Origin of the sequence: Paenibacillus sp. RRE4 (assembly GCF_031844205.1) — a bacterium.
In the GTDB taxonomy this organism is placed as follows: Bacteria; Bacillota; Bacilli; order Paenibacillales; family Paenibacillaceae; genus Paenibacillus; species Paenibacillus xylanexedens_B.
This window is the reverse complement of sequence record NZ_JAUZUT010000001.1, coordinates 3396875-3411804: the sequence shown is the minus strand read 5'-3', so window position 1 is coordinate 3411804 and position 14930 is coordinate 3396875. Positions and strand designations below refer to the sequence as shown.

15 protein-coding genes are annotated in these 14930 nt (G+C 45.9%); 12 read left to right on the top strand and 3 right to left on the bottom strand.

All coding sequences use genetic code 11. The features are described from left to right. Window positions 1-95: 95 nt before the first annotated feature. On the bottom strand, window positions 96-1970 hold the full coding sequence (locus tag Q9R46_RS15400; protein WP_311280630.1) for a S8 family peptidase: 1875 nt from the start codon (window positions 1968-1970) through the stop codon (window positions 96-98). Window positions 1971-2270: 300 nt separating this feature from the next. Between Q9R46_RS15400 and Q9R46_RS15395 the strand changes: the two genes are divergently transcribed. The 6 genes from Q9R46_RS15395 to thiI all read left to right on the top strand — a co-directional run bounded on the left by Q9R46_RS15395 (window position 2271) and on the right by thiI (window position 7164). Then, window positions 2271-2777 carry a YpuI family protein gene (locus tag Q9R46_RS15395; RefSeq protein WP_090914707.1) on the top strand — a complete coding sequence of 169 codons (507 nt, stop codon included), beginning with the start codon at window positions 2271-2273 and terminating at the stop codon, window positions 2775-2777. A 182-nt stretch (window positions 2778-2959) separates the two neighbouring features. After that, the gene (locus Q9R46_RS15390) at window positions 2960-3178 is read left to right on the top strand and encodes a DUF1540 domain-containing protein (protein WP_090914705.1); all 219 of its coding nucleotides are present in this window, start codon (window positions 2960-2962) and stop codon (window positions 3176-3178) included. Window positions 3179-3213: 35 nt separating this feature from the next. After that, window positions 3214-3633 carry a hypothetical protein gene (locus Q9R46_RS15385; RefSeq protein ID WP_397351741.1) on the top strand — a complete coding sequence of 140 codons (420 nt, stop codon included), beginning with the start codon at window positions 3214-3216 and terminating at the stop codon, window positions 3631-3633. A 224-nt stretch (window positions 3634-3857) separates the two neighbouring features. Then, entirely contained in the window at window positions 3858-4604 is a 747-nt protein-coding gene (locus Q9R46_RS15380; protein WP_311280629.1) for a lytic transglycosylase domain-containing protein, read from the top strand. 161 nt (window positions 4605-4765) lie between these two features. Next, the gene (locus Q9R46_RS15375) at window positions 4766-5914 is read left to right on the top strand and encodes a cysteine desulfurase family protein (RefSeq protein ID WP_311280628.1); all 1149 of its coding nucleotides are present in this window, start codon (window positions 4766-4768) and stop codon (window positions 5912-5914) included. A gap of 8 nt (window positions 5915-5922) precedes the next feature. Beyond that, window positions 5923-7164 (top strand): tRNA uracil 4-sulfurtransferase ThiI, encoded by a 1242-nt coding sequence (thiI, locus tag Q9R46_RS15370; RefSeq protein ID WP_311281042.1) that lies wholly within the window; start codon window positions 5923-5925, stop codon window positions 7162-7164. 174 nt (window positions 7165-7338) lie between these two features. Here thiI and Q9R46_RS15365 read toward each other — a convergent pair whose 3' ends face one another. Then, a complete protein-coding gene (locus tag Q9R46_RS15365) occupies window positions 7339-8040 on the bottom strand; it encodes a TerC family protein (protein ID WP_311280627.1) in 702 nt (233 codons plus the stop codon). Window positions 8041-8127: 87 nt separating this feature from the next. On the opposite strand from Q9R46_RS15365, the gene Q9R46_RS15360 reads away from it, so the two are divergent. The 6 genes from Q9R46_RS15360 to Q9R46_RS15335 all read left to right on the top strand — a co-directional run bounded on the left by Q9R46_RS15360 (window position 8128) and on the right by Q9R46_RS15335 (window position 14043). Further along, window positions 8128-8787, top strand: a complete 660-nt coding sequence (locus Q9R46_RS15360) for a TerC family protein (protein ID WP_145332093.1) — start codon at window positions 8128-8130, stop codon at window positions 8785-8787. A 417-nt stretch (window positions 8788-9204) separates the two neighbouring features. Continuing rightward, a complete protein-coding gene (locus Q9R46_RS15355; protein WP_311281041.1) occupies window positions 9205-9705 on the top strand; it encodes a LiaF transmembrane domain-containing protein in 501 nt (166 codons plus the stop codon). A 186-nt stretch (window positions 9706-9891) separates the two neighbouring features. Next, on the top strand, window positions 9892-11739 hold the full coding sequence (gene typA / locus Q9R46_RS15350; protein WP_145332091.1) for a translational GTPase TypA: 1848 nt from the start codon (window positions 9892-9894) through the stop codon (window positions 11737-11739). A 310-nt stretch (window positions 11740-12049) separates the two neighbouring features. Next, complete coding sequence (locus Q9R46_RS15345) at window positions 12050-12346, top strand: YlaH-like family protein (protein WP_311280626.1); 297 nt, start codon at window positions 12050-12052, stop codon at window positions 12344-12346. A gap of 90 nt (window positions 12347-12436) precedes the next feature. Further along, the gene (locus tag Q9R46_RS15340) at window positions 12437-13495 is read left to right on the top strand and encodes an LCP family protein (protein WP_145332089.1); all 1059 of its coding nucleotides are present in this window, start codon (window positions 12437-12439) and stop codon (window positions 13493-13495) included. Between the two features lie 95 nt (window positions 13496-13590). After that, window positions 13591-14043 (top strand): pyridoxamine 5'-phosphate oxidase family protein, encoded by a 453-nt coding sequence (locus Q9R46_RS15335; protein WP_145413853.1) that lies wholly within the window; start codon window positions 13591-13593, stop codon window positions 14041-14043. 7 nt (window positions 14044-14050) lie between these two features. Here the strand turns inward: Q9R46_RS15335 and Q9R46_RS15330 are convergent, their stop codons facing one another. Further along, complete coding sequence (locus Q9R46_RS15330; RefSeq protein ID WP_311280625.1) at window positions 14051-14707, bottom strand: YhcN/YlaJ family sporulation lipoprotein; 657 nt, start codon at window positions 14705-14707, stop codon at window positions 14051-14053. Window positions 14708-14930 lie beyond the last annotated feature (223 nt).

Sequence of the window (14930 nt, the reverse complement as noted above, 5' to 3'; positions counted from 1 at the left end):
TAATTTGAGTAGAAAAACGTACACAGTCCACTCTGATGTCCGGGTAACCTGGAGATTAACGCTTATTCCAAAAGTTAGGATTATCCGATAAGTTATTATTGGATATATTTTTTCATCGTGTTATCCATCTGCTGTCTGACATGCTGAGGCCAGAACTGCAACGGAGCACTGCTTCCCGATGCGGCTTGCAACGCTTTGTATACATCAATCTGCCCATAACCGTAGTACTTGTCATGGCCGGGTTCCCCCAGGTCAATGACACTTTGCCGCATCAGATCCATGACTTCGGTATTGGTCAGATCCGGATTTAGCGAGCGAATTAATCCGGCAAGTGCAGCAACGTGCGGACTGGCCATGGATGTTCCTGACAGAGCCGCGTACTGATTGTCCGGGTACGTACTGGCGATACTTGATCCAGGAGCCATGACATCCACATAGTCGCCATAGTTGGAGTAAGAGGCTTTATTCATATCCGGATCTGTAGCAGAGACAGCAAAAACTTCCGGATAAGCAGCAGGGTATCCTGGACGCTCGGTATTATCGTTGCCGGTTGCAGCGATAAGCACAATATCCCGGTCAAAAGCGTATTTAATCGCATCATGGAGAAATTGAGCGTCCGCGTAGTTACCGAGACTCATGTTAATGACTTTGGCGCCATGATCGGCTGCCCAAATGATGCCCTCGGCAACGGCATACGTTGTACCTGATCCCGAGTTGTCCAGTACTTTGACAGGAAGCACCTTGTTGTACCAGCTCATGCCGGCTACACCTTCGTTATTGTTGACAATCGCCCCGATGATACCGGCAACATGGGTGCCATGACCGACATCATCAAGCGGTTTGTTGCCCGGATTCACGACATTGTATCCCTCGAGCAATTTTCCTTTGAGATCCGGGTGGTTCACGTCAACGCCTGTATCTACCACGGCTACGATAACATCTTTGTTGCCCTTCGTAATATTCCACCCGCGATTTGTCTCAATGGCAGGCAGATTCCACTGATAATCCGAGAACAATACATCGTTAGGGATAGGTACATCTGGTTGTTCAGCGGCCGTTTCATTGGTTAAGTACATATAGTGGGGTTCCATATATAGCGGATTCCATTTACTTCCGAAATAGTCCCGCAATTGTTTATAATTCATCGTTTCAGATCGAAAAACATACGTGTAACCGAGCTTGCGAGCAGACTGCGTTTTCAAGTCAGAACGAATGATGCGCAGATCCCGTTCACCGGGATCTTGCCGGAAACGAATGACGATTTCATTTTCGTAAAAATGGCTTGCATTCGCGTTATCATGCCCGGTTTTTACCGTGATTTCGTTTAATGTGTCAGGATGAACCGATTCGATTTTGAATTTTCCTTCACGCGGATACGGAATCATGCGCAAATTTTTGCGCTGATGCTCCTCCACGGCATTTAATACGCTTTGACTAAATAGAGCGATGATGGCCCGTTTGCCATCCTTGGAGGGTTGTCCCATGACAAAGTATTTTTCTTTTCCAAGTGGAAACGAAGAGGACTCGAAGCTTTGACGCTTGTGTACCGCTTTTTTGGCCAAATTCATGGCATGAGACAATTTTTGTTGTTCCAATTTACTGCCTTCTTTGAACGCACGATCAAATCGTTTACTCGATGAGTCATCCATATTCATTAATTGAATAGACCGCATGTGCCCGTGTGAATCTTGAAGATCTTTCATGTAACGCGTCACCTGTGCATCTGTCATCGTGTTCGTTTTATCCAGTATGATCCCGAGGTGCTGTTTGGCATCTACACGGGTCAGCAGATCGGTGGCTTTGATATCCTGAACTTTCAGACGTTGCTTGCTGGCATGTTCCTTCTGAGGATTCTCCTGCATAGCGCTTGGTTTAGGTACGGTACGGTTGGATGTTGGGAGCAGTAAGGTCAGGGCTAAGGCGCCGGCACTTGCTGCGAGAGCCCAGTTGATCCACCTTGGTCTGGACATAAGACAGAACCTCCTCGTTCATTTTGGACAATGACCATACGGCGTGCATGAACGCATCGTCGTTGTCACGGATGTAGTTATCGTTAGGAGAAGCCCATATTTTTATACAAAAGAGTTTCGAATCATTGCTTGCTCCGAAGCAAGTATCATGACAGGAATGGAAAGCACGATTAAGGGATACCGCTCGTCAACTTTTTATGGTAGGATTATATCTGAGTATTCAAAAGGTCAGGAAACAAACAAGATTTGGCCGACCTGGATGTAAAAATGTAAGGACTTATTTAAGGGGGAGCTACCTTTATGTCAGCAGCCAATGTACAAAAAACATGTGAGTCAACCAGAGAAAAGTTAAAACCGGCGATCGATCGGATCGAAAAGTTTTTGAATGAAAATGCTTTGCCTGAACTGGATCAGAACCAGACGGAGGAATCAACCGCCTTCTACAAAGGTTTCCTTTCAGATCTCCGTCATTTGCTCGTTTTTTCTGAAGTTTCTTACGAAAAACTTGGCGTTGTGCTGCGTCGTGCCAACTTTGATGTCGAATTTGCCGAAAAGGCTCTTTATAATACGTATCACCAAAGTGTGAACAGCTTTTTCTATCCGAAAAATGAGTGCTACTCTGAGGACGGAAGATATGCTTACACAGGTCAGGATGCCATCCGTTTCCGTGATAAGCCGATTCGTGCTGTACGCGACGTCATTTTGGAAATTTCCAAGACTTATGAAGAACTGCGTGACGACTTGGCCTATTACGAGAGTGATTATCTGACCCAGCGTCGCATGCAAAGCCAACGTAACCACGCCTAATAATTCGTAACTCATAGACCGCCCTTGTGGCGGTTTTTTTGTTGGGATTCAAAGATGGAACGTTTGTTTCGACCTGAAGATCTTTAGATAAATACATATCCTTAGACATGTTATCATCTGGCATTTTGGCGAAGAATATCGGATTTGGCGCGTGGGAACATTAGATGTCGAGGTGATAAAAAATGAGCCATGACAAACCAATTGTCAAATGCAGTGTTTCCAACTGTCATTTTTGGGGAGAAAACAACTTTTGCCAGGCCGATGCCATCATGATTGACATTGACCAGCACGCTACCCGTCGTCTGCATGAGGAATTTGCCGGAGAGACTTTTGACTCCGATCATCATGATCACGCGCGTACCTCTTCAGCAACATGCTGTCACACATTCAGACCCAAGTAAGCAGTCATCCAATCCATTAACGGAGGTGCTTCCACGTGAAGAATGATGATTTCAATGACGAACATTTGGATCGTTACAACACAGAATCACAGGGTCAACAACAGCGCCAGCGTGTGGATTATCCAAGAAAAGCATATCGTGAGGAATACGGTGCGGAAATTACGCCGCGAGCAACCGTAAGAACCAGGGAGAGCGACCGCGTGCATTCAGATGCAGTACCGCAGAAACATGAGGCAGACCGTGTAATGGAGTCTTCAGGCCGTGTTGCAGGTTATATGGGCCTTGCCTTTGGTATCGCATCATTGTTCATGTGGTCGATTGTACTTGGTCCGGCAGCGGCCGTGCTCGGCTATTTCGCTTATGTGAATGGCCGTAAAACAGCAGGAGCCTGGTCGATCGGATTGGGTATCGTTGCAACGTTGAGTTACTTTTTTATGATTCCTTTTGCTCGATAAAAAGCGGACATTTGTTCATGGGATGAGAGAGTTATCCTCAGATCTCAGGACAATAATAAAGCCTTCTGCATTCACTTCCTTATGGTGAATCAGAAGGCTTTTTCACATTTGTGCATATTTTTAACGTCTAATCAGCTATTTTTTATGAAAATGATGGAACCTGTCTGTAAAACCATGTAGAATAAAGTCATCTAGCTTGAATGAAACGGGAGTGGATATAACTCATGCAAATTGATCCACGCAATTCGCGGCAATTATTGGAGTTGCAATTGTCTAATATCAACAATCAAACGAACGGATCAGCTGTGCCAACTGGTTCGACGACTGACTTTTCCAATGTGATGGATGGATTGTTAAATGCGGATACTCGTAGTCTGAGCGACGCGGAAAATCAGGCTTCAACCTCTAAGCGATCCAACGACGGTTTGTTGTGGCTACAGCTTGGCAGTACTTACAGTCCGGATTTGAATACAGTAAGTTCTTCGCGAGCGGGCAGTCTGGAGTCGTTACTTGCTTCGAATAATGCAGGACAAGCTGATTCCGGCAAATCCGTGCCTACCGATTTCGAATCACTGATCTCACAGGCCAGTGCGAAGTACGGCGTACCTGAATCTTTAATCAAAGCGGTCATCGATACGGAATCAGGATTTAATCCGAATGTTGTCTCTTCGGCAGGTGCGAAGGGTCTGATGCAATTAATGGATGGTACCGCTGCTGGACTTGGTGTGAGTGACTCCTTCGACCCGGGTCAAAATATTGATGCGGGCACCAAATATTTATCGCTTCAGCTCCAGCGCTTTGGCGGACAGGAGAAAATGGCTTTGGCTGCCTATAATGCGGGCCCAGGACGGTTGTCCAGACTGGGCGTTACCAATGATAATGAACTGATGAGCATGCTCCATTTGTTGCCTGTGGAAACGCAGAATTATATTACGAAAGTGGAACGGGCTCGTTCCAAATATTCGATCTAAAATGGACATCTTCTGAGCATGTCCGAAACAAAGAGATCCAGCTTAAAAGGCAGGCCTTTATTGCCTGCTTTCAGTTGGTCTTTTTTTGTGTTGTACGGAGATCGTGGTACAATGCTCACTATAGGTTAATGAACGAACGAATAAGGAAGGTGCACCTTGTTTTGAAATATTTTGATTATGCTGCAACGACTCCTCCATATCCCGATGTGGTTCGCACGATGGCGGAAATTATGGAAACACAGTTCGGAAATGCGTCGTCGATTCATGGATACGGTGAACGTGCAGATCAATTACTACGCCGAGCGCGGACAGGCTGTGCAGCCACAATCAGTGTAAAAGCAGATGAAATCGTATTTACATCCGGAGCAACGGAGAGTAATAACCTCGCGATTAAGGGGGCTGCACTTCGGTATAGTTCACGGGGAAAACATATTATAACTACGGCAACGGAGCACGCGTCTGTGTATGAGAGTGTGTTGCAGTTACAGCAATGGGGATGGGATGTAACCTTTGTCCCTGTAGATTCAAGAGGTGTCGTTACTGCTGAGCAGATACTGAAAGCTGTTCGTTCAGACACTGTGCTTGTTAGTCTGATGCATGTGAACAATGAGACGGGTGCGATTCATCCGGTAGAAGAGATTGGTACGCTGCTCAAAAAAAACGCGCCAAGAGTCCTTTTTCATGTAGATGGCGTACAAGGTTTCGGAAAAGTGCACGTTGCACCAGCCAAATGGAAAGCGGATCTGTACAGCTTGTCCGCTCATAAAATCCGTGGGCCGAAAGGTGCAGGGCTCCTCTATGTGAGAAGTGGCGTAGAGCTTACACCACTGCTATCTGGTGGCTCACAGGAGCATGGGCTCAGGGCAGGCACAGAGAATACGGCTCTGATTGTGGGTATGGCCAAGGCGATGCGGATCGCAGCAGAAAGGCAGATTGATTTTTCGAGTCGAATTCGCATACTTCGAGACCGGGTGATGAAGACGATTGCTGCTATCCCGGAGCTCGAGCTCAACAGTACGCATGACGGAGCGCCACATATTGTACATTTTTCCTATCCTGCTATGAAAGCAGAAGTAGCATTGCATACCCTAGAGCAACTTGGCTGTACGGTGTCTACCCAGTCGGCATGCTCCTCGCGTTCGGCTGAGCCAAGCCGGGTGCTGCTTGCCATGGGAAGAGATGTTGCCTGTGCCGCCGGGGGATTGCGAATTAGTTTCGGTGACGAACATACAGAAGAGGATGCAGTCATGCTGGAAAAGGCACTGCATCAGATGGTGGCACAATTACGGCCACTCGAAAGGCGGATGTAAATTAAATGTTGAATTATGATATGCTGCTTCTCCGTTTTGGAGAGTTTATGTTAAAAGGAAAAAATCGTGCGCGATTTGAGAAAACGATCATCACTCAAGTCAAGGCGTTGCTAAAGCCTTATCCGGGTGCAAGTTTGCGTAAAGAATATGGCCGAGTCTACGTGGATCTTGGCGGTGAATCCCACACCCAGCTTATTCCCGTGCTCAAACGTGTATTTGGTGTAGCATCCATCAGTCCTGTGAAAGTAACGGCTTCCGAGATTGATGAAATTGTTCATACTGCGGTTGCTTTTATGGATGAACGAGCTGAAGAATTCGGTGAAGTCACGACCTTCAAGGTAAACGCGCGTCGAGTGTGGAAGGCTTTCCCGCATTCATCTCATGAAACAAATCATTTGGTCGGTTCACCGATTCTACGCAAATTTCAACAGTTGAAGGTCGATGTTCGTGACCCTGATATCGAGCTACGTGTAGAAATCCGCGAACAAGGCACTTACATTTTCAGTGAAGTCATTCCTGCCACAGGCGGGTTCCCGCTCGGAACAAATGGCAAGGCGATGGTTCTCTTATCCGGGGGGATAGACAGTCCTGTAGCTGCGTGGTCTTCTATGCGCCGGGGACTCGAAGTCGAGTGTGTGCATTTTTATAGTTATCCTTTTACCAGTCAGCGTGCCAAAGAAAAGGTGATTGATCTTGCCCGTGCGCTTGCAGATCACGCGGGTTCGATCAAATTACACCTGGTTCCATTTACAGAGATTCAGACCGCATTCACCCAGTTGGGTCAGGATAATCTGATTATTACCTTAATGCGGCGTTCCATGCTGCGAATTGCCACCAAGCTGGCAGAACGCGAACGTGCACTGGCGCTTATTACTGGTGATAGTCTGGGTCAGGTGGCAAGCCAAACCCTTCCGAGCATGAATGTCATCGGCCGCGCTACAGATTTGCCTCTGCTGAGACCGCTGGTCATGATGGACAAGCAGGAGATTATTTCACTTTCCAAACAGATTGGAACGTATGATATCTCGATTTTGCCTTATGAAGATTGCTGTACTTTGTTTGTTCCAAAATCACCATCCACCAATCCGAATCTGCGGATTGTGGACAAAATCGAAGCAACGATGAGCCATCTGCCGGAATGGCTGGATCAAGCGGTAGAACAGACAGAAACGATAACTTTGTATGCCGGGGAAGCTTCAGTATTGACAGGGAAGCCGGAGAACAGTGAAATGAAGGATGACTGGTTTTAAATGTGGTGGGTATTTGTGGGCAAGCCAAATTAGAGGTAGACATAACAAATGAAATGTAAATAGAACACAAAAAGAACAGGACTAACCCATTTGAGAAGGGGGTAGTCCTGTTCTTTGCATGAGACGTTATTTCGTAAATGTATTGCTTGTATTTCTTCCATTTCCCTGTCTCATTTATGAATAGGAACGTTGCTGTTTAGCTTGGGCTTTATTACTTGTAGTTCGTTTACGGTAACCAAGAAAAACAACACCTCCAATCACTACAACGATGAACAGGATGCGTATTGCCGGATGCTCCGTGAAAAAAGGCATAATCCGTTTCTCTTCAGTAATCATATTTGCAGCAGTATAACCTAGTACCATAGCGCCAACATAGATAATCCAGGGAAAGTGGTTCATCAGTTTGATGAACAAGGTACTACCCCAAACGATAATCGGGACACTGATCAGCAATCCGAGGATAACAAGTACCAGATGTTGTTGTGCAGCCCCCGCTACGGCAATCACATTGTCTAGTCCCATGGCTGCATCCGCAATGACGATTGTTCGAACAGCGGCCCAGAGGGAAGTATCGGCTTGAATGTCATTGTGCTCCTCTCCCTGATCTGCCAGCAGTTTATAGGCAATCCAGACCAGGAGCAGGCCTCCAACGAGTAGGAGCCAGGGCACTTTGAGCAACCATAATACAACGACGGTGGCTACAATCCGAATGAGAAGTGCGCCGCCTGAGCCGAACAGGATCGCCTTTTTTTGCACGGAAGGATGGAGATTTCTGGCTGCAAGACCAATGACGATGGCATTATCACCAGCCAGGATCAGATCAATAAAGACAACATTCAACAAGGACAGCCAGAATGTTGGACTAAATAGCTCCATCTGATATGTCACTCCTTATATATTCTTTAAACACTAAGAATAGCATGTACGTCTTTCACATACAAGTTAGAGTGGGGGGATGAGGAGATGGATACGCTATGGCTGTTAACACAAATATTAATGATCAATCTGGTATTGAGTGGGGATAACGCGGTTGTCATTGCAATGGCGAGTAAAGATTTACCTCCGGCTCAACGTAAAAAAGCGGTATGGTGGGGAGCGCTTGGTGCAGTACTTCTACGTTGCGTACTTACTTTCGCAGCTGTACTGCTGCTGGGGATTCCTTTTATTCAGGCGGCAGGCGGGTTGTTATTGTTCTGGATTGCGCTGAAGCTGTTGCTTCAAAACGATGATGAAGTACATATCCGTAATGCATCTACAACATGGAAAGCGATTCAGACAATATTAGTTGCTGATTTTGTGATGAGTCTGGATAATGTATTAGCGATAGCTGCTTTGGCGGATGGAGATCTGGCTCTAATTGTTATCGGGATTGCTATTAGTATTCCTATTGTAGTATGGGGTAGTGGTATCATTGTGGGACTGCTCAAACGCTTTCCGATTCTGGTGTTTGCGGGGTCAGGAATACTTGCGTTTACCGCAGGAGAAATGTTGATGAGAGACCCAAAGCTAGGGGAGTGGCTGGGCGGAATGGCAACACAGGCTCATGCGATGTTGCCAGCAGCTTTAGCTTGTCTGGTTATAGCGGCGGGAGGGGCACATAGATTCGTTCGCCGAAATGCTTAGATGTCAACATGAGTTGAAATAAACTTTTTGTTTGAGAGGTGTCCCATAAGGGATACCTTTTCTGTTTTTAATACGCCTGAGGCGTTCCGCCAAGAAGAGTCTGCGTTTTTTCGCATGTGAACGGTAAAGGTGTAAAGGATAAGGCATGAAGCATTAAGGAGGGAAAGAATCTTCGCATCGTAAGTTTATCCGATATTATATATGGTCTCTCTAAGGGGAATACAGATTAAGGTTGGAGGCATAATGTTTATTTCGCTTAAGTTAGGAAGGCTCATTTTCGACATCAGTATAGTTTTTTGCGCAGACATCAGATACACTGTAAACATCGGGTCTAAACTTGTCCTTGGAATAAAAAAATGTGTTAAGTGCTGGGAGCCAGCACAGTAGGAAATTACATAATTAATGAAACAAGAGGTGATTATAATGAAGAATGAAAGAGCAATCGGATTATTTATTGTAGTTGCTGGTCTTGTCATTTTGCTTGGTAAATTAGGAGTGTTTGGTTTTATTGGTCGAAATTTCTGGCCTCTGTTGCTATTACTGCCAGGTATTGCTCTTTATGCATTGTTTTATGCCCGAATTACGCCGTCCTGGTCGTTGATTCCTGCAGGAGTTCTCACGGTGTATGGTGTACTGTTCAGCATAACGAACATATGGGGAGCCGGGCTAATGAGAAATTTGTGGCCAATCCTGTTGCTTGGAATAGCTGTCGGCTTGATTGGATATGGTGCAGTTGAGCGGCAAAGACCCGAATTTGTCTATCCTGCTGCCCTAATTATGGGGGCGGTGTCCATCGTATTGTTGGCGTTTACGTTACTACAGACAGGCATCATTTATGTACTCGCTGTTCTGCTCATTTTGGGTGGAGTCTGGTTGCTTGCCGGGCGAGGGCGTATAGGTCGAGGCAGGGGATGGTAAACATCTCCGGTCTTAACCAATGGAGTTTCGAGCGAAATATCTTGATTTTTACCTATGATAAACTATAATATAAGGGATAAAGACATGCGTCGGGTTATCACCGACGCTTATTTTGTGAGTAACCTGCGAATTTGCGGGAAGTTTAGTAGATAAGAATTGAAATTGGAAAGGATATGGATACAAACCATGCATTCAAGAGAACACATTCGCAATATTGCGATTATTGCCCACGTCGACCACGGGAAAACGACACTCGTCGACAAGTTGCTCCAGCAATCCGGTACATTCCGTGACCACGAGACTGTACAGGAGCGCGCAATGGACTCCAACGATTTGGAGCGTGAACGCGGTATTACGATTTTGGCTAAAAACACAGCTATAACGTATAAAGATTACTTGATCAATATTGTGGATACACCAGGACACGCCGACTTCGGTGGTGAAGTGGAACGTATTATGAAGATGGTTGACGGCGTATTGCTCGTTGTTGATGCTTACGAGGGCTGTATGCCACAAACGAAGTTCGTACTTCGTAAAGCACTGGAGCACAACCTGACTCCAATCGTAATTGTAAACAAAATTGACCGTCCAGCGGCTCGTCCAGCTGAGGTTATTGATGAAGTACTTGACCTGTTCATCGAACTGGGTGCCAACGATCAACAACTCGAATTCCCTGTTGTATATGCTTCCGCATTGAACGGAACATCCAGCATGGAAGACGATCCTGCCAAACAAGATGACAATATGATGGCGATCTACGATACCATCGTAAGTCATATCCCTCATCCAACAGAGAACGTTGAAGAGCCACTGCAATTCCTCGTTACGCTGATGGACTACAATGAATACCTCGGACGTATCGCTATCGGTCGTGTAAACCGTGGTGTGATCCGCCAAGGCCAATCCGTTACTGTTATTATGCGTGATGGCAAAAGCAAAACAGCTCGTATCGAGAAACTGTTTGGTTTCCAAGGTCTGAAACGTGTGGAGACAGAGGAAGCTGGCGCAGGTGACATCGTTGCGATCGCGGGTATTAAGGATATCAACATCGGAGAAACGATTGCTGACCCGAACAAACCTGAAGCTTTGCCGGTTCTGAAAATTGACGAGCCAACACTGCAAATGACATTCCTCGTAAACAACAGTCCATTCGCAGGCCGCGAAGGTAAATGGGTAACTTCCCGTAAACTGCGCGAGCGTTTGTTGAAAGAATTGGAGACTGACGTATCTCTTCGTGTTGAAGAAACAGAGAGCCCGGATGCATTTATCGTTTCCGGACGTGGTGAGCTTCACCTCGGTATCCTGATTGAAAATATGCGTCGTGAAGGATATGAGCTTCAAGTATCCAAACCAGAAGTTATTATCAAAGAAATTGATGGTAAAAAAATGGAGCCAGTTGAGCGCTTGTTGATTGATATCCCTGAAGAAAGCATGGGTTCTGTAATGGAGAGCCTGGGCGCTCGCAAAGCAGAGATGGTTAACATGATCAACAATGGTACTGGTCAAGTCCGTCTGGAATTCCTGATTCCTGCACGTGGTCTGATTGGATACAGCACCAACTTCCTGACATTGACTCGTGGTTATGGCGTAATGAACCATGCGTTTGACAGCTACGCTCCAGTGGTATCCGGTCAAGTGGGTGGACGTCACCAAGGTGTTCTGATCTCAACAGAAACGGGCACATCTACGTTCTATGGAATGATCGGCGTTGAGGACCGTGGTACACTATTCCTTGAGCCAGGAACAGAAATTTACGAAGGTATGATTGTTGGTGAGCATACACGTGACAATGATATCGTTGTTAACATCTGTAAAGAAAAACAACTGACTAACGTTCGTTCTTCTGGTAAAGATGATACGGTTAAAATTAAAACTCCGATTATCTTCTCGTTGGAACAAGCGCTTGAATATTTGAACGATGATGAGTACTGTGAAATCACGCCGAAATCTATTCGTCTTCGTAAGAAGCTTTTGAACAAATCCGAGCGTGAGCGTGCAGAAAAACAACGCAAAATGGCTCAAAATAACGCGTAATACCCACTACCCTAAGAGGTACAAAAGCCAATGTTTGAAGGGACATAATTGCACGATGGAACGATTCCTGTCTCTCGCCACTGGTAGTGGAGGGAGAGGAATCGATTCTGCAGAAGCGAAGCGCTCGCCTTTGTCCCCGAATTTCAACACTTGATAGAGTGTTCATAGAAATTCGGGGACAACAGCGATCAAAAGAACGATCCGAACCCGGAACGGTCGAACGAGCGCCTAAGAATCTCATTGTGAAGCAGTAAAGTCCATCCAATGATTGAATTTTGTACAGCATGATCATGAAAGGAGATGCCTTAACATGCAAGCATGGTTTGCATCACACCCGATCATCGCCTATATCGTCATCTTTGTACTGATTACTTACGTGTATAACAAGGTCTTTCGGGTACGTCAGAAATTGCCAATCGGTAAGGAAATTGTGTTGTATATCTTGATGGCGATGGGTACGTTCATGCTTCTTATTTTTCAGATCGATAAGTTGCCCATCATTCAATGTTTGTTGGTAGCCGTAGGTCTGATGCTGTTAGTGCGCGTGCGTTATTTCGTTGAAGGTCGTCAAAAGAAAAAAGCGGAAACTTCCGCTCGAAACTCATAATGCTGTCTATGCATAAACACATCCGTTTTCCCTTGGGAAAGCGGTTGTGTTTTATGTAGACCAAACAGATGTGATAAAGGTGTTGAGAACATGACTTCAAACTCAAACGGATTGCCTCCACGAAGACAACCTTCGAATGCATCCGGTAATTCAGGCAACAAGAGCAGTAAGGGGAAGGCGCCGAAGAAGAAACGTATGCGCGGATTCGTCAGGGTGTTCCTCAGCCTGCTTGTGATCGGTATTCTGGTCGGTGGGGGATATGTGTACTGGCTATACAACCAAGTTGCGAATACAGGAATAGATAAACCCGTTCCTCCGGGCATGTCGGCTTCAACCAAACCACTTACGATGTTGCTGCTTGGTACAGATAATCGTCCCGAAACAGGTACGTTTTTATCAGATGTTGTGATGGTTGCTGCACTTAATCCGAATACAAAGACTGCCACCGTGGTATCATTACCGCGTGACACGCGTATCCAACTCGATGGGTACAAGTCGAACAAACTGAACGCTTATTATCCGCGATTCAAGACACAAGAGAAGACCTCTGGCAAAAAGGCAGAGGATCAGATGAAAGAAATGATGGGTAAGTACCTAGGCGTAGATATTAACTATACAACGGTTCTGAATTTTCAGGCTTTCCGCGACGCGATAAACGCTGTCGGTGGAGTAGACGTTACGGTGGATAAAAACATGTGTTACCGAGATACGGCTGACAATACAGATATTAATCTGAAAGCAGGAGCTCAGCACTTGGACGGAAAAGAAGCACTTGATTTTGTTCGCTATCGTAAGTCCAACTGTAAGCCAAAGACGGCGGAGTCCAATGATTTTGATCGCAATAAACGCCAGAGCCAAGTAATGAATGCCATGCTGGATCAGATGAAATCGCTTGGGGGAATTACCAAGATAGGCAAAGTGATTAGTGCGGTAGATCAAAACATGACTACGGATGTGGAATCCGAACAAATGAAAAACTTTATAGCAACCTACTGGAATATTTCCACTGCTGATGTACACTTTACTCCAGTTACGGGGGAGTGGAGAAGCCCTTATGTATATATTAATGACACAGAATTGGCCAATGCCAAACAGGCCCTGCAAGATACACTTTCAGGTAAAGTGACGGCGTCATCTCCGAAAGAATAGCTCACGTTTTGGGGATTGGAAGCTCGGTTCGCGGTGTGCTATAATAATACCAACCAAGATGAGAATGGCATAAAGAAGGTTAGGGGGCTGGTTGAATGTCCGAAGCCGTCACACAGTTAACAGATTCTCTTTTACAGCAATTTAAAGACGAGACCTTTGTGCTGCTTAACACCGTGGATGTGGAATCTGGAGGTCCGACTTCTACAGCAATCTCCTGGATTTATGCTGAAAATGCATCAACTTTTCGTTTGGCGATTGATCATCGTTCACGTCTTGTAAATAACATGATACACAATCCGCTGATTACGATTACTGTTTTTGGTGAAGAGATGGTGTATGCAGTCAATGGACGTGCTTCCGTGCGACAAAATCCATTGCAGGACGTACCCTTTAATATGTGCTGTTTCGACATTCGGATTGAAGCGGTGAGGAATGCCCTGTTCTACGGCGCTCAACTGTCCTCTGTGCCTCAATTTGTCAAAATATACGACCAGCGTGCTGCAGAGAAGCTTGATGAGCAAGTCTTTGCGGCCATGAAAAAAGCCTAGTGAGAGATCACTGGGCTTTTTGTTGTCTTTTTTCCGATGTGTGTTGCTGCATGTACTGATCCTGAGCAGGTTCATCCGGATTTTGACGAACCTTGACGTCTTTCGGAAGCTGCGGAATGATACGGCCCACCATGTCGGCTAGTTCCGAAGCGAAACCGGAAATGGGATGGCCCTTACGAATATGCTCACCAATTTCTTTGATACGCTCCGTGACATCAGCATCAGCGGTTACGATGGAATCCACACCTTCCGGATCTTTGCGCAAAGCTTCTGCAACGGCATATTTAATGGTGCCAACGCGTGCCCGTTCAAGATCACCATCGACATCAATGCCGACAACCGCTGTGTTGCCAAGTATAACGCAGTTAGCATCTTGCACACCCTCAACTTGCTTGGCAAGTGCTTTGAGGTGACTCACTCGTTTTTTATTTGTCATTCGACCCATTTCTGTATCGTCGGCAACATTGAGATCATGTACCTCGCCCGTATTTTCGTTGAAGTGGTCTAAGCGTGAAGGATTCATTCGGTCTTCTTGCTGGGTTGTTATGTTTCCTCCGTAACTTCTTGGATGCATCTCGTGCGGTTCCTGTGAAGCGTTACGTGTAGAAGCATTACAGCCGGTAAGAACAAAGATGAGAAGCAACGTGCATATCCCCATTTTCATAAATGTTCATCCTTTCTTGGAGTTTTTCAGAATGGTTGACAATTATTTTGCCCTAGTCGAATACATTTATGTATGGGAGCATGATTGTCCATGCCGCTGCTGAAGATCACATGATCAAGATGAACTCGGGAATGAGGGGAAACGGAAGGCTCGTAAGAGCAACTTCGTCATTCCCGAGAACACGTTCCAGCCCATGCCTTTAACGACGCCGCTTTGGAGGGGA

Bases quoted from the DNA above. Each gene is read 5' to 3' on its own strand.
- Q9R46_RS15400 (WP_311280630.1), bottom strand. From the start codon at position 1,970: ATGTCCAGACCAAGGTGGATCAACTGGGCTCTCGCAGCAAGTGCCGGC.
- Q9R46_RS15395 (WP_090914707.1), top strand. From the start codon at position 2,271: ATGTCAGCAGCCAATGTACAAAAAACATGTGAGTCAACCAGAGAAAAG.
- Q9R46_RS15390 (WP_090914705.1), top strand. From the start codon at position 2,960: ATGAGCCATGACAAACCAATTGTCAAATGCAGTGTTTCCAACTGTCAT.
- Q9R46_RS15380 (WP_311280629.1), top strand. From the start codon at position 3,858: ATGCAAATTGATCCACGCAATTCGCGGCAATTATTGGAGTTGCAATTG.
- Q9R46_RS15365 (WP_311280627.1), bottom strand. From the start codon at position 8,040: ATGGAGCTATTTAGTCCAACATTCTGGCTGTCCTTGTTGAATGTTGTC.
- Q9R46_RS15360 (WP_145332093.1), top strand. From the start codon at position 8,128: ATGGATACGCTATGGCTGTTAACACAAATATTAATGATCAATCTGGTA.
- typA (WP_145332091.1), top strand. From the start codon at position 9,892: ATGCATTCAAGAGAACACATTCGCAATATTGCGATTATTGCCCACGTC.
- Q9R46_RS15345 (WP_311280626.1), top strand. From the start codon at position 12,050: ATGCAAGCATGGTTTGCATCACACCCGATCATCGCCTATATCGTCATC.
- Q9R46_RS15340 (WP_145332089.1), top strand. From the start codon at position 12,437: ATGACTTCAAACTCAAACGGATTGCCTCCACGAAGACAACCTTCGAAT.
- Q9R46_RS15335 (WP_145413853.1), top strand. From the start codon at position 13,591: ATGTCCGAAGCCGTCACACAGTTAACAGATTCTCTTTTACAGCAATTT.
- Q9R46_RS15330 (WP_311280625.1), bottom strand. From the start codon at position 14,707: ATGAAAATGGGGATATGCACGTTGCTTCTCATCTTTGTTCTTACCGGC.